Consider the following 26586-nt stretch of genomic DNA (forward strand, 5'->3'; position numbering starts at 1 on the left):
AAGAGGTGAGCAGATGCCGGTTATCGAATACAAATGCCCCAACTGCGGCAGCGGTATGGTCTTTGACAGTGAGACAGGGAGGTTATCCTGTCATAGTTGCGGAAGAGAGGACAATATCGAATCTATTCCTGATCCTCTGATAAATCGTATTTTTTCAGAAGATGAGGCTCATGAGTATCATTGTAATAACTGCGGAGCGGTGATTATGACCGAAGTGGAGACGAGTGCAACGGTGTGCAGCTTTTGTGGTTCTGCCGTGGTTCTCGGGGATCGACTGACTGGGAAGCTGGCTCCAGCGCAGGTTATTCCTTTTTCAATCAGTAAGGAAGAAGCCATAGCTGCTTTCAAAAAATGGTGCAAGAATGGCCGTCTGACGCCGAATCGGTTCATGATAGCAGACCGAATCAAGGGAATAACCGGGATGTATGTGCCTTTCTGGTTATATGAATTACATAATAAAATTGAGGTTCAAGGTGAAGGTACCCAAGTGCGAACCTATACGAGTGGAGACTACGAATATACGGAAACGAAGCATTTTGATGTATATCGGAAAATCCGTTTGAATTATGTAAAGGTTCCGATTGATGCTGCGGAGAAAATGAACGACGAGCTGATGGATAAATTGGAGCCATTTCCATACGATCAGCTAAAACCCTTTAAAATGCCATATCTAGCAGGTTATATTGCAGAGAAATACAGTTATAACGAAGAAGAGCTTTTCCCGCGAGTGAAAGAAAAAGTGAAGGAATATATTGATGCTTATATTCATTCTACGGTGTCAGAGTATACGGCCGTGAGTTATACGGAAAAGCAAATTGATACTACATTAAAACAAGCGGATTATGTCCTGCTCCCCGTGTGGGTCATACACTATGACTATAATCAATTGGAGCATACGTTTGCTATGAACGGACAGACGGGCAAGGTAGTCGGTAAGCCTCCGATTAGCAAGTTCAAGGTGACGGCTTGGTTTGCAGGCATTTTCGGAATTACTCTCTTTTCATTAAGGTTAATCACTTGGTTGATGATGGGAGGAGAATTCTATTGAAAAGACATAGAGCCATTGTAGCCGTTTTGTTGTTCTTTGCTGTTTTTCTGGCGCTTCCTATGGAAATGAAGGGCGAACCAGCAACGACAGAAATGAAGTCATTGATTTATGACGAAGCGGGTTTGCTCAATCAGGAAGAGTATGATGTGTTGAACACGATGGCTAATCAATACGGAGCGGAAAGAGAAACGGACATTATTATTTATACAACCCCCAATCCCGACAATATGGATGTTATGAAAATGACGCAGGACTTTTATGATGACCATGGCCCAGGGTATGACAGAGCTCATGGGAACGCGGTTATTTTAACGATGGATATGAGAAATAGAGAGGTATACTTGGCTGGATTTTATAAGGCAGAACGGTATCTGGATGATGACAGGCTTACTAAAATACGCCATGAGATTAGCCCGGATCTGACGAACGGCAACTATGGGCTGGCATTTCAAAAGTATATTCTAGGCGCGCATAAATATTTGGCGATCCGTCCAGGGGTGAACCCAGACAGTATATTTTTTAAAGGCTGGCTTCATTTGGCGATTGCACTGGGATTGGCGGCGATGATCGTGGGCAAGATGGTTTCCAATTCTGGCGGTCGGGTTACGGTAAATCGACAGACCTACGAGGATGCGAACGCTTCAGGAGTTCTGGAGCATCGAGATCAGTATCTTCACACAACGACAACGAAACGGAAGATTGAAAAGAGCAGCAGTAGCAGTAGCTCAGGCGGTGGTGGCGGAACTACCAGCGGCGGTCATTCGCATAGCGGCAGCAGAGGATCATTTTAACTGAGGATTTTGCAAAAATCCTAAACGGAAAGGATGGATACAGTATGGGATTCTTCAGAAATCAATTTGCAAATGTTGTAGAATGGGAAGAATTTAGAGATGATATGATTTTCTGGAAGTGGAGTAATCGTGAAATTAAAAAAGGAAGTAAGTTAATTATCCGCTCCGGTCAAGACGCGATTTTTGTAAATAACGGCAAAATAGAGGGTATTTTTGAGAATGAAGGGTCATATAACATGGACTCTGACATTATTCCATTTTTATCCACCTTAAAAGGGTTTAAATTTGGTTTTAACAGTGGCATGAGGGTAGAGGTCTTATTCGTTAATACGAAGGAGTTTACTGTCAAATGGGGGACGCAGAATCCAGTGCTGATCCCGACTCCCCAGCTGCCAGGCGGGATGCCGATCCGTGCCAATGGCACATTTAATTTTAAAGTGAACGATTATGTTACGCTCATCGATAAGATTGCCGGAGTGAAGGACAGTTATCTCGTTGAGGATGTTAAAATACGCATTACTTCAGTATTGGATCAGTTATTGATGAAGTGGATCAGCAGAGAAGGAAAGGACATGTTCAATCTGCAGGCGAATGCTTCTGACATTTCAAAAGGTATTCAAGAAGATCTGGATATGCAAGTGATGGACAACGGTATGACGATTACTGGCTTTCATGTGATGAGCTTCAATTATCCTCAAGAAATCCAAGATATGATTACGAAGACAGCCTCTCATGAAATGATCGGTAATCTGCAAAAGTACCAACAAGTGACGATGACGGACGGGATTGCATCGGGTAATGTAAAAGGCGGCGGTGCAGCTTCGGATATGGCGAGTATGATGATGGGGATGAATATAGCAAATGAAATGATGAAAAATTTGAACCCGAACCCAAAGCCTTCGGCTGAGACTCAGCCTACACCTGCTGGTCCCCCTTCATCTGGAGACGGGAATAAGCCCAATTTTTGTCCGAATTGCGGTACAAAAAACGAAGGAGCTAACTTCTGTCCGAATTGTGGACAAAAATTGAACGGATAACATAGCTACGGCCAAGCTTCTTTACAAGTCAAAAGGCAGTTATCGCAGAGTATCTTCTGTGATAGCTGCTTTTTTATGTAGTTCGTTCAAGTATTTTCTTTATAAATCTGATTTATTGGATTGAAAAGGGTACTCAGGATAAGGTACTATAGCTGTATGGTATGTATTTATATTAACTAATTAGTTATTACATTAATAAACTATAGGTATAGGAGCAACGAAGATGACCAAATTCCAAGATCAAATCATTGCGCGTTACAAGTTTGATGATGCAGAGAACGTCGGCAAAGATAGCTCAGGGCAAGGTAACGATGGGGTTGCTTCAGGCACAGTAACACCCACAATTTCCCATGCTACCGGTAGAGCGGCATTGACGCTTGAGGGAGGCCCCAACGGTACCTCGTATATCCAGCTTCCTTCCGATCTATTCAAAGATGTAAGCGATAACACCGGTGTGACGGTTACTGCTTGGGTCAACTTCGGCAGATTCACAGATATGTGGGAACGTGTTTTTGATTTTGGTAAAGCCCATACAGGGCCATATATGTTCATGACACGGAATCTGCGCGGAACCCTTTTCACCGAGGCGGATTTGTCCGTAGACCCGGGAAGAGGTTTTGTCAGGGATGAGTGGATGCACATAGCCCTGTCTGTGATCGGCACGGAAGGCGGCACATTAAGCAGTGCAGGTCCGGTGGTATATGTCAATGGTGAGGTGGTAGCGGACGGTTCCATCAGCCAAACCTCTAGTGGTAACTATGCCAAGCTGCGTAAATGGTTCGAAACGTTTACAGACTCGTCCAACTACAGCAACAATTTTATTGGTCGCTCTCAGCATGCGGCGGATGTAGACTTTGCCGGCTCCGTTTCAGACTTTCGAATTTATAAAGCAGGCTTGTCGGCAGATGAAGTCATTGAGGTCATGTGCGATTCGTTGACAGATGAAGAGATCGTGAAGCTTGCCAGAGATAAATATTTGTCCTTTCCAACGGCGATTGTGACCAAGGACTTATCTCTGCCAACCGTTCTGATGGGCGGTAGAGTAGAAGTGACCTGGAAGTCCAGCGAGCCTAGTATACTCTCTGACAATGGTCAGGTGCAGGCGATTACCTCCGCACAAGGGGTTACCGTCACAGCTTTATTGACGAAGGGCCTAAGCCAGATTGAAGAAAGCTTTGAAGTATCCGTTCTTCCTGAACAGCTACCTCCGTACACGCTGACCATTCATGGAGATAAGGAAGTAGTGGATGTCAGCGAAGTGATGTACGGCTTGTTCTATGAAGATATCAATAACGCAGCAGATGGCGGGATTTATGCAGAACTCGTTCAGAATCGCTCCTTCGAATCTTTCGAGTTCGATACGTATTCCCATGCTTCCGGTGAATGCGGCTGTTCTACAGGACGGAACCGCAACCCGTTGTTCGCTTGGTCTGGTGATACGGACAAGATGACTCCACAACATAGCGGTGGATTAAATGAGTTTTTAGGCGCAAAAGACAAAGAAGTGAACTCTTATTATGTGACGGTAGCGGATGGTGCAACGATTCGGAACAAGGGTTTTTCCGACTCTAACCAGAATTGCGCCATGTCCATCCAAGAGGGTGCCAAGTATGAGTTTACCATTTGGGCGAAGGCCGATTCAGCGGGCACAATCACATTGCAACTGCAAGACTCGAATGAAAAGGCTATTAGTGATTCGGTTACGATACAGGTGGAAGGCGGTAACACGTGGAAGAAGTACGGCATCGATTCCAAGCTTGTGCTGACAGGCTCAGCTACGGTTCTCGGGCAGCTGGCGCTTACATTTGAAGGGGACATTTCGGTTGATATGGTTTCTTTATTCCCACAAGATGTATGGGGCGCAGGAGAGGAAGAGCAATCCCCATCGGCACATGCTAACTTCCAGGGAAATCCTAACTACCGATTGAGAAAAGATTTGGTGAACGCACTGGTCGGCATGCATCCGAAGTTTCTGCGTTTTCCAGGTGGTTGTATTTCCGAGGGTTCGTTTATATGGGAAAACGTATACGATTGGAAGGAATCGATTGGGGATATCGAGCTACGCAAGGAAAACTTTAATGTATGGGGCTATATGATGACCATGGGCCTTGGTTATATGGAATATTTCCAGTTGGCAGAAGACCTGAATGCAGTACCGCTTCCGGTTATGGCCTGTGGCGTTCTCTGTCAAGCCCGTTCCGATTACGCTCATCCGGCTGGAGGCGCATTAAGAGAATACTATATTAAGAACTTTACGGATCTGATCGACTTTGCGATTAGTGTGGATTTTGAACATAATGAATGGGCTGCTATGCGTAAAAAAATGGGCCATGAAGCACCGTTCGATCTGCGTTATTTGGGTGTGGGTAACGAGAACTGGGGCACAGAGTTCTTTGCCAACTTTGAAGTGTTCAAGACATCGATTGATGAGTACATGGAGAAAAACTATCCGGGTTATGAGCTGCATATCATCTCTACGGTTGGCGCTCAAGCGGACGACGATGCCTATCAGCAGGGCTGGAAGTTCCTGAGCGGTAATATGAAGGGCTCGGCTAAGGTTGCTTTTGCTGATGGTAACCAGGTGACGGAAGAGACTGTTACCTGGTATGAGAAGCAAAAGGACTATATGGACACCATTGCAGACGAGCACTACTATCGTTCTAACGAATATCTGCTGAATAACGTGGACCGCTATAACTACTACTACAGAGCTTATAACGCGGACGGTAGTATCAATTGGAAAGCGACATCAAAGGTTTTTGTCGGGGAGTACGCCTCAACCGATAAAAATACATTGGCAGGCGCTGTAGCAGAGGCAGCGGTGATGACGGGCTTCGAAAATAATGCCGATGTCGTTCGGTTGGCTGCCTATGCACCGCTGTTTAACAAGGTGCTGACAGATGGAACCTACAGATGGACTCCAGACTGCATCTGGTTCGATGACGAAACGGTGTGGTTTACGCCGAACTACTATGTACAGCAAATGTATGCTAAATATTTGGGAAATAAAGTATTGCGCACTTCTTTCTCTACTTACAAACATGGCAAGCCAACGGATCTCATTCCTCAGGGTGGCATTGAAATCGCGACAGGCAATGCCGACGTTATGATTAAGCGTGTCACCGTTACCTCTAACCAGGACGGCAGTGTGCTGCTGGATCAAGATTTCGCCCAGGAATTAAATTCGGCCTGGCAGGTCATTCCTGGTTCCGTGGGCTACACAGTGGAGGAAGGCAAGGGGCTTGTGCTCAAAGCTCAGGATAGCGGTCTGAATGGTCTGTACATCTTGAACGACAGCTGGAGCAATTACAAGGTAGAGGTGATCGCCTCCCGCATTTCCGGCACGGACGGTTTTTATGTGGGTGCGGGTCTCACGGATATTTCTGCGGAGAAAAAGGACGTTGTCGAATACGCGATCGGCTATGGCGGCAAGGCTACCGGCGTGAAGGTTTACAAGCAAGGCATAGAAGGCTACACATTGGGTGACTACTCTTCCAGTATAGCCGCAGGTAACTTGAGAGCGGCCAGCTATGAAGAGTTGGCCGACAACACGGACTACACCATAACAGTGAACTATGGCGGTGAAACAGGCAGCAACCTGATTTGCTCATATACCGACGGCGTGACAAACAGTAAAGTGCTGGATTATAAGCTGGAGGCTTACAACAGAGACGTGTTCAACTCGGTAACCCAAGATGCTGAGCATGTATATGTGAAGCTGGTGAATGCCGACAACGTGGATAAGGTAATACAGCTGAATCTACAAGATTTGAGTGTTGAGTCCATCGCTAAGCTGGTTACACTAACCGGCGATTCCTCGCTTGTTCATGTACCTAACGTGAACAAGAAGAATGATGAGAAGGTAGTGCCTACCGAACAGCAGATCACGCTTCAGACGGATTCTGTTCTCTTAGACTTACCAGCCAACTCGGTAAATGTGTTGGTGCTGGATCTTAAACCTTTTTCCGCTTAAAAACAAAAAGGGGTGTCCCAAGTAGCCGTTTTATGGCTTTTGGAACACCTCTTTTTTTATGAATAGAGCCGGAATGTTGAGTTGATTTCCCCGACAGGCATTACTGCGTGCTTCTGTTCACCAATTCACGTGGGTTAATGCCATCGTCTATCGTTAGCGGGGTAGGGGCTCCCGTAGCGATTCGCTCCCAGGGTACCATTTTAAAATTCTGATTTAACTTTTTGCCATTTTGAAGATTTTCGTCATCTTGTGCAACGAAGATACCATGAGGGAAATTCCTACCTAACCCGTAGCCAAGAACATCAATACCGTCTGTGACAGACGTACCGTCAACGATTGGGCTTGCGCTGATCGTGAAGTTGCTTATATATGCATTGTCGCCTTGTCGTTCATAGATCGCATAGCTACTGTTTCCTTGGCTGGAGGCCATAAGATATCCTTTGCCATCTTTACCGTAATACAATGTAAGTCCCTCTATGTCATCGTGAAGTCTGCGCCCATCTGCAATATCCACACGTCGCAGCGGCTCGGTTGAACCGTCTGGCTCGGCACTATACTTCCAAATAGCGTAATCCTCTTCAGCGATGTAGATCGTGCCATATTCATCATCAGCAACCATGCCTTCGGATTGCGTATTCAGCTTGAACTGGCGGACAAGCTTACCTGCAATTTTGCCGCTTCCGTCGTCAGTCAGCTCATATTGCTCAAATTCACCCTCTTTGCCCAAAACGAGCGCGTAAAATTTATCTGTCTTGAGGCTATGGTATAAGCTGAATCCGTACACTTCTTTCATAGATGCTTTAATAGGTTTGCCAACCACGTTGGTCAGCTTTCCTGATGCACCGTCAATGGCAAAGATATCGATCGTGTTGTTGGTTCGATTGGTCGCGCCTGCGATATCGATTTTTTTTCCGCCCAAGGTGAAACCGTAACGAAGATCCACGTTATTCATTTTTCCAACCTTCATGTTTTGCAGTTGCTTGCCTTCCAGATCATAGACTAAAATCCCGCCGCCTTTATTGGTTGCTAAAATGCTACTTTTCTCTGGATCGGCCGGGTTGAGCCAGATGGCAGGGTCGTCGGCTGCGTCTTCTCCATCCTCCACAGCTTCTGTTTCAGCAGAAGGGATCACTTTATAGGTGGGGACTGCGTCCTTAGGATCTGCATATTTGTTGTTCTCTGCTTCAAGCGCTGTAAGAAGTTTTGTAGGAAGATATACAGTTCCATTCATCATCTTAATTTCCTGGTCCGCTTTTCCGGTTAGTCCAGCTAGACGATATTCCTTCTCACCCACTGTAAAGGTTCCGACAATGCCATTTTTCAGTTTGACCAAAACAGACTGGTCATCACTATCCCATGTAATGGTCGCCCCCATTTTATCTGCCTGTGTTCGTAGTGGTGCATACCCGGACGGCTGAATGTTTGCCGCATGGGTCAGTTCTGGTGATATCAGAACCCCCGTTAACATGGCTAATAATGCTAGTTTAGTTGACTTCATATGTATGCCCCTTTTCTGAAGTGCAAATGATATAACCGACTCAGTATAAAGCGAGAATATCAAAAGGATACAATGAAAATGTAAAGAGAATGTAAAGGAGGTGTAAGCATTCAATGGACTGGTTTCCAGTATTGCTGTCTGTAATTCTTCGGAGACATTCCGAATTTTTCTTTAAAGCATTTGGAGAAATAGCTTGCTTGGGAGAAACCCGTTTCCTCGGTAATTTGTTGGACAGACCAGTCGGTTTGTAGCAAAAGACTACGCCCTTGATCCAGTCGATAATCCATTAAATATTCAAGCGGTGTGCGCTGGAAGGCGACCTTCATACATCTAGCGAGATAGTTCTGATGTACGTGAAAATGGGTCTCCAAATCTTTATTGGTGATTGTATTTTTGTAATTCTGTTTTAGGTATATTTCGATCTGTTCCGCCAACTTAGAGGAGCTGTCTTTATTATTCTGATCATACTCCAAACTCTGAAAAACATTCACAAACGTCTGTTGGGCCTCCCAGAGTGCCAGTTTTCTAGGTTTTAAAGTAGAGGCTAGTAAATAGTCTAATTTCGAAAATAGCTCATGTGGATTCACCACTTTTTGAATTTTAGGCAAATGAATGGTCGTATGTTCTGAATGAAAATGCAGCTCGGGAATGGGAGTGCTGGGTATAATAGGATTGGACGAGGATTGTGCGCACCACATGCTATTGGTTTGAAAATGGAACCAGTAAAAGGAGGTTTGTTCTGTACATGCCTCAATGGGAAAATGATGTTTATCCGGTTCAAGAATGAGAGCGTAATTTTCAGTTACCTTCCACACTTCGTCCTCTTCGCCAATGTGCAGCAACCCTTCTTTAATGATTATTACGTCAAAATAACCCAGATTATACCTATTTGGATGCCAATCCCCTTTTTGATATGTAGTAAAATTCCCCTCAATGAAATAAGGCAGCGGAGGGACAAGGAATGATAGAAAGTCTGTTTTGCTCATGGAAGCCAGCTCCTTTGTGTGTGAAATCGTATAAGTTTTAGTTAAAGATCGCGATTTTTTTTATAAATTCAGGTTGATAAAATAAGGACTGTAGCAAGGGAAGCTCAGGTTAACTTGTACGATATTATCATTACTTTATCCTTATTTTTTCAAAAATGAAAGCGTTCTATTTTCAGGAAGGGATGTTTATCCAATGAAAACGGCAAAGCCAGTTAAGCATGTCACCGTTGATGATTTATTTTGGAAAAAGTATAAGCAGGTTGTGGCGGAAGAGGTTATTCCTTATCAGTGGAAAGCATTAAATGATGAATTACCAGATACAGAACCCAGTCATGCGATTGAAAACTTTAGGATTGCAGCCGGGGAATCCAGTGGGGAGTATTATGGAACCGTTTTCCAGGACAGTGATCTTGCCAAATGGCTGGAGACGGTTGCCTTTAGCTTAAGGGATCATCCGAATCCCGCGCTTGAAGAGCGGGCTGATGAAGTGATTGAATTGTTGGGCAGAGCTCAAGCTGAGGATGGGTATCTGAATACGTACTATCTGCTTAAGGAACCCAATAATCGCTGGACGAACCTAAGAGACAATCATGAGCTGTATTGTGCAGGGCATTTTATAGAAGCGGCTGTTGCTTATTATGAAACGACGGGCAAAACGAAGTTTCTTCACATTATGGAGAAATACGTAGACCTGATTCAGCAGATTTTTGGTACGGAAGAAGGGAAACGTAAAGGCTACCCGGGACATGAGGAAATTGAGTTGGCCTTGATCAAATTATACGACGTAACGGCAAAGGATCAATATCTCAAATTAGCGCAATATTTTATTGAACAGCGGGGACAGCATCCTATTTACTTTGCAGAGGAACAAGAAAAGAGAAAACATATTCAAACAGAGCCCACCTGGAATGATGAGAACAACATTAATTTTGGTTTAGGCTTCGAATACCAGCAAGCACACCAACCTGTGCGGGAACAAAAAGAGGCAGTCGGCCATGCAGTAAGAGCGGTGTACCTGTATATTGCAATGGCGGACTTGGCCGCGAAAACAGGGGATGCTTCCCTATTACAAGCCTGTGAAACGCTGTGGGATGATGTAACGAATCACAAAATGTACATCACCGCAGGCATCGGATCTACTGTAAATGCGGAAGCGTTCACTTGCCATCACGATCTTCCTAATGACAGCATGTACTGTGAGACCTGCGCCTCTGTAGGGCTGGCCTTTTGGGCCAATCGTATGCTGCGTTTAGCGCCAGACCGGAAATATGCCGATGTGCTGGAGCGTGCGCTATACAACGGGACGATTAGTGGGATGGACCTGGATGGGAAACGATTTTTCTACGTGAACCCGCTGGAGGTTAATCCCTTTCAAAAATCCAGAAAAGATCAAGAGCATGTAAAAACAGAACGGCAAAAATGGTTTTTCTGCGCCTGCTGTCCGCCCAATTTGGCACGAATGATTGCATCGGTTGAGGACAATATGTACACCCAAACGGACGATACGTTGTATACGCATCTGTACATTGCCAGCAAGGTGAACATGACTTTATCTGGTCATGAGGTTGAAATTACACAAACTCATCATTATCCATGGGATGCGGATCTAACCTTTTCGATCCATGTAACAGAGCCAACTCCCTTTAAATGGGCACTACGAATTCCAGGGTGGTGCAAGCAGGCAGAGGTAAAGGTGAATGGGGAAACCATATCATTAGATCGTCTGGAAAAAGGCTATATCGAGATTCAGCGTACTTGGAAGGACGGAGATGTAGTTACCCTGCATTTGGCTATGCCGGTTGAGCGCATTCGGAGCAATCCGCTGGTCTCCATGAACCAGCAGCAAATTGCTCTCCAACGCGGACCAGTCGTGTTTTGCCTGGAAGAAGTGGATAATGGAGCGAATTTGGCAGGATTAAGATTGACGAAGGATAGTCTTATTACGGAAGAGTTCAGCGGAAACCTGCTGGGTGGCATTGTAAAGCTGACCATAGAGGGACACCGGGTAAAAAATTCGAATGCATTATACAGCTCGGAGCCCCCTGAATTTGTTCCTCAACAAATTACCGCCATTCCTTACTACGCCTGGTGCAATCGGGCTAAAGGGGAAATGCGTGTATGGGTTTATGAATCATAATTCATTCGCATGGGGAGAGGAAAGATCATGAGTACGAGAATTGTGAGTACAGAACCACCGGAAAAGGCAACCAGTACCGTTCCTTTTCATCGTAAAATCAGCTATTCATTAACGGATACGGCCGGCAATCTGTTGTACTGTGTCATTTCCAGTTATCTATTATATTTTTATACAGATGTATTCGGTCTTTCTATCGGGATTGCCGGGACATTACTATTTATCACCCGTTTTATTGATGCTATTGATGCCCCGATTTGGGGCATCCTGATTGATCGAACGAAGTCAAAATACGGCCAGAGCAGACCCTATTTTCTATGGTTAGCAATCCCGTTCGCTGTGTTCATGGTCCTTACGTTTACGACGCCCAATTGGAGTGAGTCGGGCAAAATTGCATATGCCGCCATTACGTATATCATAGCCGGCATCCTGTACACAGGAATTAGTACGCCGATTACGTCTATTCTGCCTAACCTGAGCACCAATTCTAATGAACGCGTCGTCTTGAACTCCTTCCGCATGGTAGGGGGGAATGTGGGCTTCTTCATTGCCACGACGTTTACGTTACCTTTGGTTGCTTTCTTTGGACAGGGGAATGATCAAAAAGGATTTTCCTTAACGCTTGTTTTATTTGGAATCATGGCGATTATTATGTTTTTCATAGCGTTTGCCGATTTGCGAGAAAATGCAGCAGTGAAAACGAAGTCCGTTCCCATTGCTAAAAGCTTCACAGCGATCAAACGAAACTGGCCCTGGATGCTCGTTGTAGCTGCCAACTTGTGTTACTGGATTGGTTTGAATATTCGTTCAGCAACGCTCATCTTTTATCTGCAATACAATCTGGACAGTAAGGACTTAGTACCTTTAATCAATGGACTGACCTCCTTACAGTTGATCTCGATGGTTCTGATTCCGTTTTTTGCCAGAAAATTAAGTAAAAATGCGATTATGATTATCGGATTGATATTAGCTGCGCTGGGTCAAGTCGTGATTTTAATGGGAAGTACAGACTTAACTCTCATTATTATCGGCTGGATTATTGGTGCGTTAGGATCAGGCTTTGCGTGTTCTATGCCGTTTGCGATGTTGTCAGATACAGTCGATTATGGGGAATGGAAAAATGGTATTCGGGCAAGTGGCTTTCTGACCTCCATTGGAAGCGCATTCTGTATTAAAGCGGGTAGCGGAATTGGCGGATTATTGCCAGCATGGATCATGGGCAGCACCGGTTACATCGCTGGGCAAGTTCAAACCCCTACGGCGTTGTCTGGCATTCAGTTTAGCTTTATCTGGCTGCCGTTTATCATCTTCTTGATCGGAATCATTCCTATGTTTTTTTATAAAAAGTTCGAAAAGAACGAAGCTTCTATTCAACAAGATTTAATTGCGAGAAGATCATAGGCATTCTTTTAACAAGGAATTAATGACATATTAAGACATTACAATGCTGCTGCAAAACCTGTTCACTGAGCTGAGCAGGTTTTTCTGTTATTTTCTATTCAAATGTGAGCAAGACCATTGACAGGATTTTCTTTTGGAGCAATACTTCTATGTAGAGAAAAGTGTACAGAATCAAGAACTAGACACATCTAGCCTTGCAACTTTATACATTTTTTCGCCATGAAGGCTCTTCTGTTGAAGGGTTTTTTTCAATTTGAGAAAAAGAATGTGATGATATGAGTCAACTGAGTGTAAGGATGAGAACACATGGCTTTCTGAATAAGCATTTTTCAGGAGAGTCTATTGATTATCGACAGATGATTGCGCTGTTTATCCCGCTGCTGATTGATCAGGCTTTTATCGTGGGTCTTAATTTGGTGAACACGGCCATGATTAGCTCGTCGGGGATGGCGGCAGTCAGTGCTGTAAATATGATCGATTCTTTGAATATTTTTCTGATTAATGTGTTTGTCGCAGTGTCTACCGGGGGAACGGTTGTCGTGGCACAGTATAAGGGGAGCGGTAACGACCTCATGGTCTCTAAAGCCGCATCCGGCACCATTTCCTCCGTTTCCTTGCTGGCTTTATGTATTAGTTTGTTTATGATCGTGTTGTACAATCCGATTTTGAGTGTTCTGTTTGGTTCCGCCTCGCCTGATGTATTAGCTAACGGTAAGGTATATTTACTGGGAAGTTGTATGTCTTTTGTGGGGATTGCAATCGTTGAGGCGGTGTGTGGAGCGCTGAGGGGGATCGGGAAGACGAGGGCATCGCTGGCTCTTTCTCTCATCATGAACCTCTCGTACGTGCTCCTCAATGTGGTATTCATTAATGTATTGGATATGGGTGTGCTGGGCATGACGATTGCCGTCAATGTGTCCAGATATGCAGGAGCAGTGTGCGCGCTGATCTATTTGGTCAGGGTAGATGATGACTTGCGTGTTCAGCTTAGAGATATGCTTTACTTTAATCTGGCCATGCTTAAAAAGATTTTGTTTATCGGGCTTCCCTTTGCAGCGGAGCAGATGTTTTTTAATGGGGGGAAAATTTTAACCCAAATTTTCATTGTGAGTCTGGGAACCAATGCGTTGGCGACGAATGCCATTTGCTCATCCCTAGCTAACGTGTTCCAAATCCCTGCGAATGCTTTGGCTCTTACGATTGTAACCGTGGTTGGTCAATGCATGGGACGTCGAAATGTCGAGGATGCACGCAAGTTTACCAAATCGTTTATTTGGCTGTCGTCTTGTTCGTTTATTGTAATGGGATTAATCCTGATGCCTTTGTTTGAGCCGATGGTGGGGCTGTTTCATCCGCCTGCCGAAATCGTAGATGACATTTTTGTTGTCATACTGATTAATACGTTGGCTCAGATTCCGCTTTGGTCCATTGCCTTTATTACACCCTCTGCGTTAAGGGCAGCAGGTGATTCAAAATTTACGTCCCTCACCTCAATGCTGTCTATGTGGTTGTGTCGGGTGGTGCTCGGGTATATTTTGGGCATTGTGTTTAACCTGGGGATTGTTGGTGTCTGGTTGGCTATGGATATTGAATGGGGCGTGCGGGGGATCGTCTTCCTTTGGCGCTTCCGGGGCAACAAATGGGTCCAGCATCGTTTGATCGACTGAATAGGTCCACTACCATAAAATTGACTTCTGGATGAAGGCATTTTACGGTAGTGGATTTTTTTATTTTCCTATACTTCGTTCAGACCCCTTACTCCATCCTGATCCCTATATTGCCTAACTGCGCTCCCTGCTGCATACGGTGGAAGGCTTGCGCTGTGTCTTGTAAAGGAAATACGCTATCTATAATCGGATGGAGTGCATGGCGCTCCATGAACTGAAGCATAGCTGCGAATTCCTCGCCACTGCCCATAGAGGTGCCGATGATGCTGATTTGAGGAAAAAATATAGACCGCAGTGGAATCTTTACTTGATCTCCTGAACTTGCGCCAAATGTAACAATCCGACCGTTTGGCTTGAGGACATCCAAATATTTATCGAACGTAGCAGGACCGATACTGTCAAGGACCAGATCCACGGTGTCTCCGTTCATATTTTCTTTCCATCCGCTATGGCTGTCGAATGCATGATGAGCGCCATGGGCGAGGGCAGCCTGCCTCTTTGCTTCGCTGCGTGATGTGACGCTGACCCGTGCACCTGCCGCTAAAGCCATAAGCATGGCATACGTGGCTACACCACCGCCAATACCGGGAATGAGGACGTGCTCACCCTCCTGCAATTGGCCTCTTGTGAAGAGCGCGCGGTAAGCGGTCAAAGCAGACAAAGGCAGTACCCCTGCTTCTTCCCATGAAAGGTATGCTGGTTTACTGACGGCATTTTGGACGGGGATGATAACCGATTCAGCGAATGTCCCATCCGAGGGTCCGCCCAGAATGGCTGGAACCAAGGGAACATGATGCGTATTCTCCCATCCGATACAGGGATTGATCATTACATCGGTGCCTACCAGCGAGGTTGGGACGCCAGCACCCACAGCCTCGATCACACCTGCTCCATCGGATCCGAGAATGAGTGGAGCATCGTTGGCAGCTCGATCTGCCATGAGGAATAAGTCTCGATGGTTCAAGCCTGCGGCTTTGAGTTTTACCCTCACCTCATCGTTCCCTGGCTGTCTGTCCGTAACGTCTGTATACATCAGACCCTCAGGGCCGTTTTTGCTGGCATGTATCACGGCTTTCATTTTAAAACCTCCCGTGGTGCGAATTTAGATGCAATTGCATGTATATTGAATTGTACAGAGCGGCAAGCATCCGGTAAAATGAACAAAATCGAACGTGAGTATCACAAATGATCATACCAAGCAGGTGACGTATACATGGAAAGCAGTGATTTGAAAATTTTTCGGGCCGTCGCTCGCGAGGGCAGTATCACGAAGGCTGCGCAAGTTTTGAATTATGTACAGTCCAATGTGACCTCGCGGATTCAGCAGCTTGAGGCACAATTGAACGTACCGCTATTTCGCCGATCTAACCGGGGAATGACGTTAACGCCAGCAGGAGAGAATCTGCTGAAATATGCGGATACCATACTGACCTTGCTAGACGAGGCTGTAAAGTCCACTCAATATTCAGACCAGCCCGCGGGACCTTTGCGACTGGGCTCGATTGAGACGGCGGCGGTTACGCATCTGACCTCTTTATTGATGGAATATCACGCTCAATATCCTGATGTCCATCTATCGCTTATGACAGGCAGCACCCATGATCTCGTACAAAAGGTATTAAATTACGAATTAGATGGAGCGTTCGTCTATGGCCCCGTCGATGATCCGCATATAGAGCATGTTGCGGCGTTTGAAGAGGAGTTGGTACTCATCTCGGAACCGGGAGAAAGTGATATGAGCAAGTTGCTTGCCAAGCCTATGCTGTTCTTCGACGTAGGCTGCACGCATCGTACAAGAGCGGAAAGCTTTCTGAGCGAAGCAGGTGTGGATGCGTATCAGGTTATGGAGTTTGGGACATTGGAAGTCATTTTGGGTGGTGTAGCTTCTGGCCTGGGAGTGTCCATGCTGCCACAATCGTCGATTGCAAAGGCAGAGGAGGCGGGAAGTATTGCTTCTCATCGTTTACCTGAGGAATATCGTAAATTAGAGGTGTGGTTTGTTCATCGGCGGGATTCGGTTTACTCCAGTGCACTGTCAGGCTTGCTCCATTGGATGAAAAAGGATGCTATACTTAACTAGGATTAAATTGACATCAGGGGTGTATCATTTGGAAGAACCTAATTTATTGAAAAATCCATCTACAGTAGCTCCGGGAGAATTTGTGAGGAATGGCGGTTATCAGCGACGAGAACCGGATAAGATGGCAGTATTATCAGAAACATACGGTGCCTCTATCTTTTTCAGAAGATGGGCGGCTTGGATGATTGACTTCATTCTTATCGTCTTTGGGTACGGAGGGCTGGTATATTTTACAGCGGAAAAAGTAGCTGAAGCGGAAACCCCAAATATGGGTATGGTAGTGATGCTCTTCCTGATCGGCTCCTTCTGCTATTATCTGTTACTGGAAGGACTTACAGGCTATACGCTGGGCAAGTTTGTACTTCGTATTCAGGTTGTGAATGGAGAAGGAAGGCCGCCAGGCATGGTTAAATCCTTGATCCGCACTCTCATACATCTGGTGGATACGAATCCGCTGCTTTTCATGGGACTGCCCGCCGGTATATGTGTGCTGGTGACACCTCGGAAACAACGGATTGGAGATATGGCTGCGAATACATATGTGGTTAAGGTAAGGGATTTGGGAAAGGTGGGCAGAAAGAAAACCGGGATTATTGCAGGAGCAATCATCCTGACGACGATCATTTCAATGGTTTTTGCTGTATCTTTAATTTCTATGCTCATTACGCAAATCATGAAGCCTGAGGTATTTACCAGTAAGGATAGCCAGTTTGCGGTTACGGCTCCCTGGAATTGGTCACGAGATAATAGGATTAATGAGGATGCGGACATCGCCATTAAAAATGAATTTACCGAAAGATATCTGATTGTATTGTCTGAACCGAAAAGCGATTTTGACAGCAGTATGACTCTTCAAGAATATAAAGGAATCATTGAGGATCATTTGGTGTCAGGAATTACGGACCCTGAATTGGGGACCGCTTCAGATATGGTGGTGAACGGATATCCTGCCATTGAGTTTACCCTAAAAGGAAAAATAGATGGGAATCTGGCCATGTATAACGTGACCACGATTGAAACACCTTCGCATTATCATCAAGTGCTTGCTTGGACCTACGCTTCCCGCTATGGTCGAGCACAGCAAGAGCTGCGCAAGATTAGAGACAGTTTCCGCGAAATGAACATGCTGTGAAGTGAACATGAAGCAATGACGATGAATCGAAGTTATAAGGAAGTAAGTGGAACAAGCAGACAGCTTATAGAAGCGTCTGCTTGTTGTTTTATAAACTTCCTTTAAAAAAACGAACATCAAAACGCAGTAGGCGGAATAGTAGATTTATATAGATAATTTGATCATACAATAGAGTGTCTAATCACTCGTAATCCAGCTACTTTCGCCACTTTGCCTTGTGGATGGGCCTTGAATTGAATCGTAACTTCATTCTTGTGGTTCGTCACAGATAGAGGAAGCTCATAGACGAACGTTTCGAATTTATTCATTTCCTCAGACTCCAGCTTGCCTTCCCCTAAAATCAGGCCATCCGCAGTGATGTCAAAGTCACTATGGGGACGGCTCAAGTCCTTCAAATAAGTAACCGCCAATTGGACAGGATCATCCGGAAGCACCTTCATGACAAAAGAGAACCAGCCCCCAGGCCAGGTATCGCGATATTTGCGGTTATAGATGGACCCTAGACCTACATGCTCTCCAGTAAAGGCATGATCCCGTTCAGGCTGCATTTCGGCAGGCTGCACAACGTCCACTGTAAGTCGTTCCAGCTCTAGCTGATACGCTAACGCGGTACGATATTCTGCCTCGGTTGCTGTCCATTCGTCCTTGGAAAAGAGATCCCAATAGACGGTATATGAACGATCATACATCTGATAAAACGGACGAAGCTGCAAGTCTCCGATATAGCCTAAGTCGGTCATATGGAATGTATTAGGCTCGTTCCCGTCAGCAATCAGCTTCGTTGTCAGGGAATCGGTCGATCCGATCAGAACAGACGCAAGCAGACGTTCCTCGTTGGACTCCTGTTCAACAGGGCCAAGGTCCCCAGCCAGTACAAGCGGGCCGTACATAAAAGCAATTCGGTGTGGATTATCCGGCATTTCCTCGACTCTCACGGTCATAGGAATATCGTACTCGATCGTATCCCCATTGCTCCATTCCCGTTCCATTACAACGTAGCTGGTAGGACAGGCCTCTGTGACGTACTCTTCCCCGTTGATTTTAATCAGCATCCCTTGCTCCGCCCAGTGCGGGCATCTTAGCTTGATTGCGAAGGATTTGGGCTGCTTGCTGATAACGCGCAGCGTTCCCCGTCCATTTTGCGGAAAGAGAGTGTCTTGTTTGAGCTGTACGCCCATCTCGTCCCATGTCACAGTAGAAGGGACATATTGATTGACATAGATCGCTTCTGGCGTGTGAAAATAAATTGCAGTGCCGTACATGGAGTGACTTTCCATACCGGACCCGACACAGCATGTGAAATCCTCATATTGAGAATTAAAGGACTTGTGTCCTCCCATTTCCAGCGATACAAAATAGCACACACGTCCATCTACAGGCTGCTGTGAAGCTAGAATATGATTGAACATCGCTCGTTCATAGTAGTCGGCATAGGCTGCATAGGCGTCCCACTCGAACATATGTCTTGTTAATTTCAGCATATTGTAGGTGTTACAAGTTTCACAGGTACCTTCGCCCAAACGGTCATTCAGCTTGCCAGGTTCACCGAAATGTTCATTATAACTATTGCCGCCGATCACGTAGGAATGCTTGTGAACCACCCGATCCCAGAAAAAGCGAGATAGGTCCGCATATTGCGGTTTCCCCGTCATTTCAAATTGCCGTGCAGCGCCAATGATTTTGGGGATTTGCGTATTGGCATGTCGCCCTGCCAACGTATCTTGGCTATCTGCGAGATCATTTAACACCTCTCCGTGATAAAGGCGTTCCGCCAGACTCAAAAAGCGTTCTTCTCCCGAATGTTCCGCCAGATCGGTCAGCACCTCGTTCATACCGCCAAACTCGCAATGCAGCACCTGCTGCACCTGATCATCGTCCAGTCCTTGAAGTACATCCTCCAGCCAGTTGCCGAGTTTGATTTCTATAGACAGGGCCTTGGGATGATGCGCCAGCAGATGTGCATCACGCAAGCCCGCAAAAAGTTTGTGCATGGTATATAGCGGCACCCAGCCACCGTTCAGATCAAAGCCCTGGGAGCGGATATCTCCGGCTTTTACTTCCTCGAAAATCTCTTTCCCACGTGGAATGCCGGAAATGTATCCGTTTCCATGACTGTTTTGGCATATTTCCAGTTCGTCGACTACATAGTTCACGCGTTCCAACAGTCTTTCGTCGTCTGTGGAGGCAAACATCAGTGCACAGCCGGACAGGTAGTGACCGAGTGTATGTCCGCTGATGCCACGCGCTTCCCAGCCTTCATAGTGAGCCGCTTTGGGCTCCAGTCCCGCATATTCACGAAAGCGCGATAATAAACGATCGGGTTCCAAACTCAGCAGGTAGGCCGTATTCAATTCCATCGCATGTAAAAGTGGGCTGGAATCAATTCTTACTTTATGCAAGTCAAAAGCTTTAGCTTTCAAAATCATCGCTCCTTAGCTAAGATGAAAGTGTATATTTCTCCACTACATTAGCATTGGAATCGCGGTATGTCAGTAGCTTAACCATACAATGGGTGGACAAATCCGAACATGAATCTAAAGAGGCGATAACATGACCTATCTAAAAGTAAATGTAGATGCTCCGATCCAACTGATCTCGGCAGGCGAGTTTGTTTCCGAGGTGCCTTGGAAGCATATGAGTCGCTCCATTGATAATTTTGAGCTGATCCTGGGTGTCCAAGAGACGGTATATATACGAGAGGAACGGGAGGATTTTGAAGTAGGCGAGGGAGATATTCTATTGCTTTACCCCGGTCGTACGCATAAAGGATACCAGGAATCGTTGCCGGGTGTAAAATTTTATTGGTTTCATTTCGATGTTCCCGCGACCCCGAATGTACTATCTAATGAGGAAATGAAGTAGGAAACAAGTGCTATGAATGGACTTTTGCAGCGTCATGGCAAGATGCGGGATATCTATTTACCGCAATGTGTACAGGCAGACAACGGGGATCGGATTCATATTATCGTCAATCAGATTTTGCATGTAGCCAACTCACATTATCTTACGTATCACAGTGCCAATTATTTGTTCACCTCGCTGCTGATCGAGATATCAGAACTGGCGCTTAGCCGCTTGCTTTCCAATCCTGCTCATTCACAGGGGAATGTGAGTTTTAACAAAATTATTGAGTGGACCCGAATTCATGCCGAAGAGCCGCTGACCGTGACGGATTTAGCTCGAAAATTCAATTATAACAAGGATTATATCTCTCGTTTGTTCAAGCAAAACACAGGTATGCGCCCCTTGGAGTTCATTCACAGTATTCGTATCAACAAAGCCAAAGAGTTGATTTCCCGTACAGATATGAGCATTAAGCAGGTTGCCGAAGAGGCAGGCTATACCGATGAGAAGTATTTTATGCGTTTGTTCAAAAAGAGAGCCCACATGACTCCTTCCCAATACCGGAATGCCTATCACAAAACATTTATGAACAATGTCTAGTGCATTTCTACTAAAAGTTGGGTGCCACCGTCCATAGGAGGCAACTGGTGCAGTATTTGGTCAATTGACGGAGTCACTTAATATGGTAATCTGAGGGAAGGGTTTAAATGGTAGCAGGCTATGTTATTACTTGATGAAAAAGGGGCGAGCGAGATGCTACAACCACCATTAAAGGATGAACTGACTCGAATACTGGAAGGGTATTCACTGGATGAAGAGTTAAAAGAAGAGATTCATCAGGAGGCTCAAGCTGCTATACAATTTCATGTGGAGAATGAGGAAAACTACGAACACATTGGAAATAGTCGGATCGCCGGCTATCCAGATCTGCCACCCACGATAGAGTGGCCTTGTAATTTAGACGGGGAATATTATACGTTTATTGCTCAAATTAATTTGAGTGAGCTGCCTTTTTCACCATTTGAGGGATTGCCTCATCAGGGCATACTATACTTTTTTCTTGGGCTGGATGAGCCCGCCTATGATATTGACCATAAAATCTTTTACTATAACGGTGACAGCAGCGCTTTGCACAAAACATTACCGCCCGCTGGGTGCGTAGAGGTTTCGGCAGAGCAACGAGATTTCACCGCCTATGCGATTTCCTTTCAGCCGATTATTACCATTCGGTCGGAGGGTGAGCTAGGAGATATTCTTGTAGATCAGTACGAAGAGCTGTATGAGCTTGTATGTGAACAAAGTGACACGGTGTGGGGGCAGCATCAATCTTTTGCAGGGAACACCCGGCGGGATGCTTATCTACGCCGAAACGGGCTTGAGGGTCTTCTGTTTAACTGGCATAAGAGTGAGAGTCAGATTCATAAGGAAATCGAGCAAGCTACGCATAGGGGGAGTACGGATTATGCGGAGCATTTACGATCCGAAGTGCTGCCTCAGCTACAAGAATATCAAACGAATCGGGAAAAGCACGATCAGGCTTCGGAAAATTGGCATGTTCTGCTCTCGGTCTCTTCTTTGGACGAGGTTGGTATGTGCTGGTGGGACGCGGGGTATTTGGAGTTTTTTATAGATCAAAGGGACTTGAAGAACCTTGATTTCACGCGAACGTATGTCAATCTGGCTACGAGCTAGCTAAAGTTCTAGACTGGGAAAATAAAGTATTAGACGGACGTTGCTTCATTCAGCTCACGGGCAGGTTAGTTTAACTCTAGAAATAAGAAAAGGGAACAAGCGTTCTTTACATGTGTTATATATGAGTATATAATCAAAACGAACCGGAGATCTGTTTTTTTGATAAAACAATGTAGATTCTTCTTGGTGTAAGAATTTTATAAATAACTCAATTTTGGAGGGTCTGTATGCCATATTGTAAAGTCAAGAATGCCAATATATATTACGAGGAAATTGGTAAAGGCAAACCGATTATAATGATTCATGGTTTTACACCAGACCATCGGTTAATGAGTGGGTGCATGGAACCGATATTTGAAGGTAATTCCGATTGGCGTCGTATCTATCTTGACCTGCCTGGAATGGGACAAACAAAGGATTACGATCAAATATGTAATTCAGATGATATGCTAGAAGCAGTTATAAATTTTATTGAAACTCTTGTCCCAAACGAGGATTATCTCATAGCAGGCGAATCGTACGGTGGATATATTACAAGGGGAATAATTAATAGACATAAAGATCGTATTGGTGGAGCTGCTCTGATTTGTCCATTAATTATTCCTGAACACAAAAGAAGAATACTGCCCGAGCATTTTGTTGTTCATTGTGATCGCGAGTTTATGGGCACCTTAAGTGAAGAGCAAATAAGTGATTTTAGCGCAAATCAAGTCGTTCTCAATGAATATAATTGGAAAAGGTATTCTGAAGAGATAGTGGCAGGTTGTAAGATCGCTGACTACGATTTTCTTAGCAAGATTCAAAGAAACTATGGGTTTTCCACCAATATAGATAAATTAGTTTTTGATAAACCAACAGTATTTACTCTTGGGCGACAAGATGCAGTCGTTGGTTACATAGATGCTTTTAGAATTTTAGATAATTATCCTAGAGCAACCTTCGCCGTTTTAGATCGAGCAGGGCATAATCTTCAGATTGAACAGGCTCTATTATTTGAGTCACTTATGCGTGAGTGGCTTGAAAGAGTAACAGAGTTTGGATTTTAGTTTGATATTAATCCATGAACTAACGGGAAACGTTGATTCAATGAAACAACGACAACCTAGGACTTTATTTTCTGCTGACAGTATGATTGGAATGATAAAATGCAAAGGCCCTTCTGGCTTTCCATCAGGGAAGCAGCGGAAGGGCTTTTGTTATATATACTTGCCTATACGGGGAGTTTATTTATATCCGCTGCACGGTGAACTCGAATTCCAGCATTTGATCGGCTGTAATTTGGTATTCTTCATGTACCGGGGCTCCCCAGCTATCGTCGCCGCCTACGCCCATTTGCTTGCCAGCTACGGTGACAACGGTATAGTACACGTTGGGCAGCTCATACAGATGGTATGCACTTTCCAACTCGAACGCTGTATACGGCGAAATGTTGCATTCCACTGGTGCGGTAGCAGGTGCAGTAATGCGAATGCCCCGCTGGGAATCATCAGTAATATCGACACGGCGCACGCCTGTACGATTGCCGGATTCCTGTGGCACAACATATCCGGACACGTTATCCGCAGCTTCGTTCCGGAATACGCCAAGTCTAGCACCGAAGGCCCGGTCGATGTAATTCTCATCTGGTCCCATCGCATACCAGTCCAGATGACGGTAGTCCGCTGGAACCTTGAACGAAAGGGCAAAGATCGGCAGGTTAGGCAGTCCTGAGACGCCTTCATAAGTCGATTTTACGTTCAGACTGCCATCTGCGAAGACGGTATAGGCTACCGTTACCTGTGCGTCCGCATGAATGCTCAGCGTGTAGCGGAATGCAACAGTTACACGGTCTGTCTGCTCTTCCGTGACCTCGATGCCCACGCATTTACGTGTCAGACTTGCAGCGAACCAGCCACTGGCTTCAAAGCCCAGTGCGGTTCCCCGATCATTGTCTGTGGTCGCCCGCCAGAACAATGGAGCAGGAGGTGTAGCGATCATCTCACGTCCGGCGTAGCGAAGTGAAGTCAGGCTACCTGCTCCTTTGGAGAACATGATACTGAAATCTGCACCGTGAACGCCAATATTTACATCGCCATGCACCACTCGTAAGGCACCGACCGTAGGGAGCTGCAGCGGATTTGGATCTTCCACGATGAAAATATGCTGTCCGAAGGCCACTTCGTGTCCAGCCTCAGCCCAGAGCGTCGCTTCCTTCAAAACCAGAGCGGTGTGAATGACGTACTCACCGGGCTTCTCGTCTGTGCTTGGGAACGTCAGTGGAATATACGCTTCGGTCTGAGCCGCCACATCCACATGAATGGCATTACGTGCGATCTCTTGGCCCTCATGCAGCAGGCTGTATACAAGCTCGTAGTCCCCCGTTCCTTCGAACAGGTTTTCATTGCGAATGGTTACACCGCTGCGATCCGGGGTGAGCTTCAGATTTTGATACAGGAATTTGACCTCCTGCATCTTCGGCGAAACCTTCCGATCTGCATAGACAATTCCGTCCGTACAGAAGCCATAGTCTGTAGCACGGTCGTCAAAGTCGCCGCCGATCGCGAGGTACTCGCGTCCATAGCGATCTTTTTTCATAACAGCCTGATCAATATAATCCCAAATAAAACCGCCCTGATATAGCTCGTATTTGTTTTCCAGCTCGGTATACTTGTGCATGCCGCCTACGGAATTGCCCATCGCATGCATATATTCGCAACTGATATACGGCTTTTGTGGATTATCGTTTAAGTATTGCTCGATATCTGCAGGCTTGGCGTACATCCGGCTCTCCATATCGCTAGTATCATCGTACGTACGGTTATGAAACACGCCTTCGTAATGCACTAGACGGCTCGGATCGGTGGTTCGGAAATAGTTAGCTACATTGCGCAGCACTTCGCCTGCATACGACTCATTGCCGCAGGACCAGATCAGAATGGACGCGTGGTTTTTGTCCCGTTCCAGCATGGAAATGGCGCGATCCATGACGATATCTTGCCACTCAGGCAGATTGGCAGGAATATTCCACGATGGCTCGACGGCACCGAGTTTTTGCCAGGAACCGTGTGTTTCCAAGTTCATTTCATCAATTACATAGACTCCGTACTCATCGCATAGCTCATACCACAGAGTCTGGTTTGGATAATGAGAGGTGCGGACAGCATTCATATTGTTCTGCTTGAGCGTCCGAATATCCCACAGCATATCTTCACGGGAAATCGCACGTCCGGTGCGAGCGTTAAATTCATGGCGGTTCACACCTTTAAAGACGATACGTTTGCCGTTCAAATGCATGACCTTGTTGATCAACTCAAATTTACGGAAGCCGATTTTTTGTGGAATAACTTCCACGAGCGATCCACTGGCATCATAAATTTGAATGAACAACGTGTACAAATAGGGTTTCTCCGCGCTCCAGCGCTGCACTTGCTCCAAGGTGGCTGATAGCGAAGCGGTGCCATCCGTAAAGTCAGCTTTCAAAGAAGCTACAACATGGCCGACAGCATTTTTCACATCGACAGTTGCATAGGCAGTTGCTGGTTTTTCCAAGGTCAATTTCAGCTCCAGAAGGCCCTGTGTGTAGGAAGCATCCAGATCTGCCTTGGCATGCAGGTCACGTACGTGAACCGTAGGGATGGTATAGAGATATACGTCTCTGAAAATACCGGAAAAACGCCAAAAGTCTTGATCCTCCAGCCATGCCCCTGTACTTCTTTGATATACCTCTACCGCCAGCTTGTTTTCGCCAGCTTGCAAGAACGGTGTCAGTTCAAAGTCAGACGGCGTGAAGCTGTCCTCGCTATAACCGACAAATTGTCCGTTCAACCATACATAGAAAGCCGACTCGACGCCTTGGAAAGAAATGAACACAGGCTGCGCGTCGGAAGCCATATTTTCCGGCAAAACGAAGCTTTTGATATAGCTCCCGACCGGGTTGTGATCCTCCGGAATATGGGGTGGGCGAACGTCCGAATGTCCGTCCCACGGATACATCGTATTCACGTACTGCATTTGGCCAAAGCCTTGCGTCTGAATGTGACCCGGCACCTGAATATCACTCCAGCCGCCGTACTCAAAGCCAGGAGTATAGAACTCTACCGGACGGCTGGCTGGATTTGTTGCATAGTTAAACTTCCAGCTCCCATTCAGGCTATGACGCCAAGCCATATCAGCTTGCTGCTCCGCTTCCTGAAGCGTAGCGTAATATTTGTGATCGGAATAGGCGGGCAGCCGATGTACAGCAAATTTGGTTACGTCGGTCAGCCAGTCCAGACTAGGGGGTTGGATGGTCAAGGCGAACACTCCTTATTTTTAAAATTGAAAT

The 26586-nt window shown here is 45.8% G+C and carries 18 protein-coding genes; 13 read left to right on the forward strand and 5 right to left on the reverse strand.

Annotated elements, in window-relative coordinates:
- Positions 1-13 precede the first annotated feature (13 nt).
- The 4 genes from ACYCS5_RS15970 (at position 14) to ACYCS5_RS15985 (ending at position 6849) form a co-directional block, all read left to right on the forward strand.
- Entirely contained in the window at positions 14-1048 is a 1035-nt protein-coding gene (locus ACYCS5_RS15970; protein WP_069010173.1) for a TFIIB-type zinc ribbon-containing protein, read from the forward strand.
- On the forward strand, positions 1045-1839 hold the full coding sequence (locus tag ACYCS5_RS15975) for a TPM domain-containing protein (RefSeq protein WP_318628141.1): 795 nt from the start codon (positions 1045-1047) through the stop codon (positions 1837-1839). Before ACYCS5_RS15970 ends, ACYCS5_RS15975 begins: the two co-directional genes overlap by 4 nt.
- Positions 1840-1883: 44 nt before the next feature.
- Entirely contained in the window at positions 1884-2876 is a 993-nt protein-coding gene (locus ACYCS5_RS15980; protein WP_029516925.1) for an SPFH domain-containing protein, read from the forward strand.
- Positions 2877-3099: 223 nt separating this feature from the next.
- The gene (locus ACYCS5_RS15985) at positions 3100-6849 is read left to right on the forward strand and encodes an alpha-L-arabinofuranosidase C-terminal domain-containing protein (RefSeq protein WP_340884017.1); all 3750 of its coding nucleotides are present in this window, start codon (positions 3100-3102) and stop codon (positions 6847-6849) included.
- Positions 6850-6949: 100 nt separating this feature from the next.
- Here the strand turns inward: ACYCS5_RS15985 and ACYCS5_RS15990 are convergent, their stop codons facing one another.
- Complete coding sequence (locus ACYCS5_RS15990; protein WP_459759768.1) at positions 6950-8347, reverse strand: phytase; 1398 nt, start codon at positions 8345-8347, stop codon at positions 6950-6952.
- A gap of 110 nt (positions 8348-8457) precedes the next feature.
- Positions 8458-9333 (reverse strand): helix-turn-helix transcriptional regulator, encoded by an 876-nt coding sequence (locus ACYCS5_RS15995; RefSeq protein WP_069010168.1) that lies wholly within the window; start codon positions 9331-9333, stop codon positions 8458-8460.
- A gap of 193 nt (positions 9334-9526) precedes the next feature.
- Between ACYCS5_RS15995 and ACYCS5_RS16000 the strand changes: the two genes are divergently transcribed.
- From ACYCS5_RS16000 to ACYCS5_RS16010, 3 genes are all read left to right on the forward strand, one after another.
- Positions 9527-11470: a glycoside hydrolase family 127 protein gene (locus tag ACYCS5_RS16000; protein WP_459759769.1), complete on the forward strand. Its 1944-nt coding sequence runs from the start codon at positions 9527-9529 to the stop codon at positions 11468-11470.
- A 27-nt stretch (positions 11471-11497) separates the two neighbouring features.
- Complete coding sequence (locus tag ACYCS5_RS16005) at positions 11498-12868, forward strand: glycoside-pentoside-hexuronide (GPH):cation symporter (RefSeq protein ID WP_029516920.1); 1371 nt, start codon at positions 11498-11500, stop codon at positions 12866-12868.
- Between the two features lie 275 nt (positions 12869-13143).
- Entirely contained in the window at positions 13144-14535 is a 1392-nt protein-coding gene (locus ACYCS5_RS16010) for an MATE family efflux transporter (RefSeq protein ID WP_459759770.1), read from the forward strand.
- Positions 14536-14623: 88 nt separating this feature from the next.
- Here ACYCS5_RS16010 and ACYCS5_RS16015 read toward each other — a convergent pair whose 3' ends face one another.
- The gene (locus ACYCS5_RS16015; RefSeq protein WP_459759771.1) at positions 14624-15613 is read right to left on the reverse strand and encodes a zinc-binding dehydrogenase; all 990 of its coding nucleotides are present in this window, start codon (positions 15611-15613) and stop codon (positions 14624-14626) included.
- A 135-nt stretch (positions 15614-15748) separates the two neighbouring features.
- Here ACYCS5_RS16015 and ACYCS5_RS16020 point away from each other — a divergent pair, with 135 nt between their 5' ends.
- Positions 15749-16615: a LysR family transcriptional regulator gene (locus ACYCS5_RS16020; RefSeq protein ID WP_165149324.1), complete on the forward strand. Its 867-nt coding sequence runs from the start codon at positions 15749-15751 to the stop codon at positions 16613-16615.
- Positions 16599-17747, forward strand: coding sequence for an RDD family protein (locus ACYCS5_RS16025; protein ID WP_049816965.1), 1149 nt, complete (start codon positions 16599-16601; stop codon positions 17745-17747). The genes ACYCS5_RS16020 and ACYCS5_RS16025 overlap by 17 nt, the downstream gene beginning before the upstream one ends.
- 161 nt (positions 17748-17908) lie before the next feature.
- Here the strand turns inward: ACYCS5_RS16025 and ACYCS5_RS16030 are convergent, their stop codons facing one another.
- Positions 17909-20167 (reverse strand): beta-L-arabinofuranosidase domain-containing protein, encoded by a 2259-nt coding sequence (locus ACYCS5_RS16030; RefSeq protein WP_459759772.1) that lies wholly within the window; start codon positions 20165-20167, stop codon positions 17909-17911.
- Positions 20168-20297: 130 nt separating this feature from the next.
- Between ACYCS5_RS16030 and ACYCS5_RS16035 the strand changes: the two genes are divergently transcribed.
- The 4 genes from ACYCS5_RS16035 to ACYCS5_RS16050 all read left to right on the forward strand — a co-directional run bounded on the left by ACYCS5_RS16035 (position 20298) and on the right by ACYCS5_RS16050 (position 23329).
- A complete protein-coding gene (locus ACYCS5_RS16035; RefSeq protein ID WP_459759773.1) occupies positions 20298-20609 on the forward strand; it encodes an AraC family ligand binding domain-containing protein in 312 nt (103 codons plus the stop codon).
- Positions 20610-20621: 12 nt separating this feature from the next.
- A complete protein-coding gene (locus tag ACYCS5_RS16040) occupies positions 20622-21191 on the forward strand; it encodes a helix-turn-helix transcriptional regulator (protein WP_459759774.1) in 570 nt (189 codons plus the stop codon).
- 120 nt (positions 21192-21311) lie between these two features.
- Positions 21312-22283 (forward strand): YwqG family protein, encoded by a 972-nt coding sequence (locus tag ACYCS5_RS16045; RefSeq protein ID WP_459759775.1) that lies wholly within the window; start codon positions 21312-21314, stop codon positions 22281-22283.
- A gap of 227 nt (positions 22284-22510) precedes the next feature.
- Complete coding sequence (locus ACYCS5_RS16050) at positions 22511-23329, forward strand: alpha/beta fold hydrolase (protein ID WP_254327292.1); 819 nt, start codon at positions 22511-22513, stop codon at positions 23327-23329.
- 181 nt (positions 23330-23510) lie between these two features.
- Here the strand turns inward: ACYCS5_RS16050 and lacZ are convergent, their stop codons facing one another.
- Positions 23511-26555: a beta-galactosidase, LacZ type gene (gene lacZ / locus ACYCS5_RS16055; protein ID WP_459759776.1), complete on the reverse strand. Its 3045-nt coding sequence runs from the start codon at positions 26553-26555 to the stop codon at positions 23511-23513.
- Positions 26556-26586 lie beyond the last annotated feature (31 nt).

The sequence above is a fragment of the Paenibacillus sp. SEL3 genome, assembly GCF_054602585.1.

Excerpts from the sequence above, each read along its gene's own strand:
- ACYCS5_RS15970 (WP_069010173.1), top strand. The coding sequence starts at position 14 with ATGCCGGTTATCGAATACAAATGCCCCAACTGCGGCAGCGGTATGGTC.
- ACYCS5_RS15980 (WP_029516925.1), top strand. The coding sequence starts at position 1,884 with ATGGGATTCTTCAGAAATCAATTTGCAAATGTTGTAGAATGGGAAGAA.
- ACYCS5_RS15985 (WP_340884017.1), top strand. The coding sequence starts at position 3,100 with ATGACCAAATTCCAAGATCAAATCATTGCGCGTTACAAGTTTGATGAT.
- ACYCS5_RS15990 (WP_459759768.1), bottom strand. The coding sequence starts at position 8,347 with ATGAAGTCAACTAAACTAGCATTATTAGCCATGTTAACGGGGGTTCTG.
- ACYCS5_RS15995 (WP_069010168.1), bottom strand. The coding sequence starts at position 9,333 with ATGAGCAAAACAGACTTTCTATCATTCCTTGTCCCTCCGCTGCCTTAT.
- ACYCS5_RS16000 (WP_459759769.1), top strand. The coding sequence starts at position 9,527 with ATGAAAACGGCAAAGCCAGTTAAGCATGTCACCGTTGATGATTTATTT.
- ACYCS5_RS16005 (WP_029516920.1), top strand. The coding sequence starts at position 11,498 with ATGAGTACGAGAATTGTGAGTACAGAACCACCGGAAAAGGCAACCAGT.
- ACYCS5_RS16010 (WP_459759770.1), top strand. The coding sequence starts at position 13,144 with ATGAGTCAACTGAGTGTAAGGATGAGAACACATGGCTTTCTGAATAAG.
- ACYCS5_RS16015 (WP_459759771.1), bottom strand. The coding sequence starts at position 15,613 with ATGAAAGCCGTGATACATGCCAGCAAAAACGGCCCTGAGGGTCTGATG.
- ACYCS5_RS16020 (WP_165149324.1), top strand. The coding sequence starts at position 15,749 with ATGGAAAGCAGTGATTTGAAAATTTTTCGGGCCGTCGCTCGCGAGGGC.
- ACYCS5_RS16025 (WP_049816965.1), top strand. The coding sequence starts at position 16,599 with ATGCTATACTTAACTAGGATTAAATTGACATCAGGGGTGTATCATTTG.
- ACYCS5_RS16035 (WP_459759773.1), top strand. The coding sequence starts at position 20,298 with ATGACCTATCTAAAAGTAAATGTAGATGCTCCGATCCAACTGATCTCG.
- ACYCS5_RS16040 (WP_459759774.1), top strand. The coding sequence starts at position 20,622 with ATGAATGGACTTTTGCAGCGTCATGGCAAGATGCGGGATATCTATTTA.
- ACYCS5_RS16045 (WP_459759775.1), top strand. The coding sequence starts at position 21,312 with ATGTTATTACTTGATGAAAAAGGGGCGAGCGAGATGCTACAACCACCA.
- ACYCS5_RS16050 (WP_254327292.1), top strand. The coding sequence starts at position 22,511 with ATGCCATATTGTAAAGTCAAGAATGCCAATATATATTACGAGGAAATT.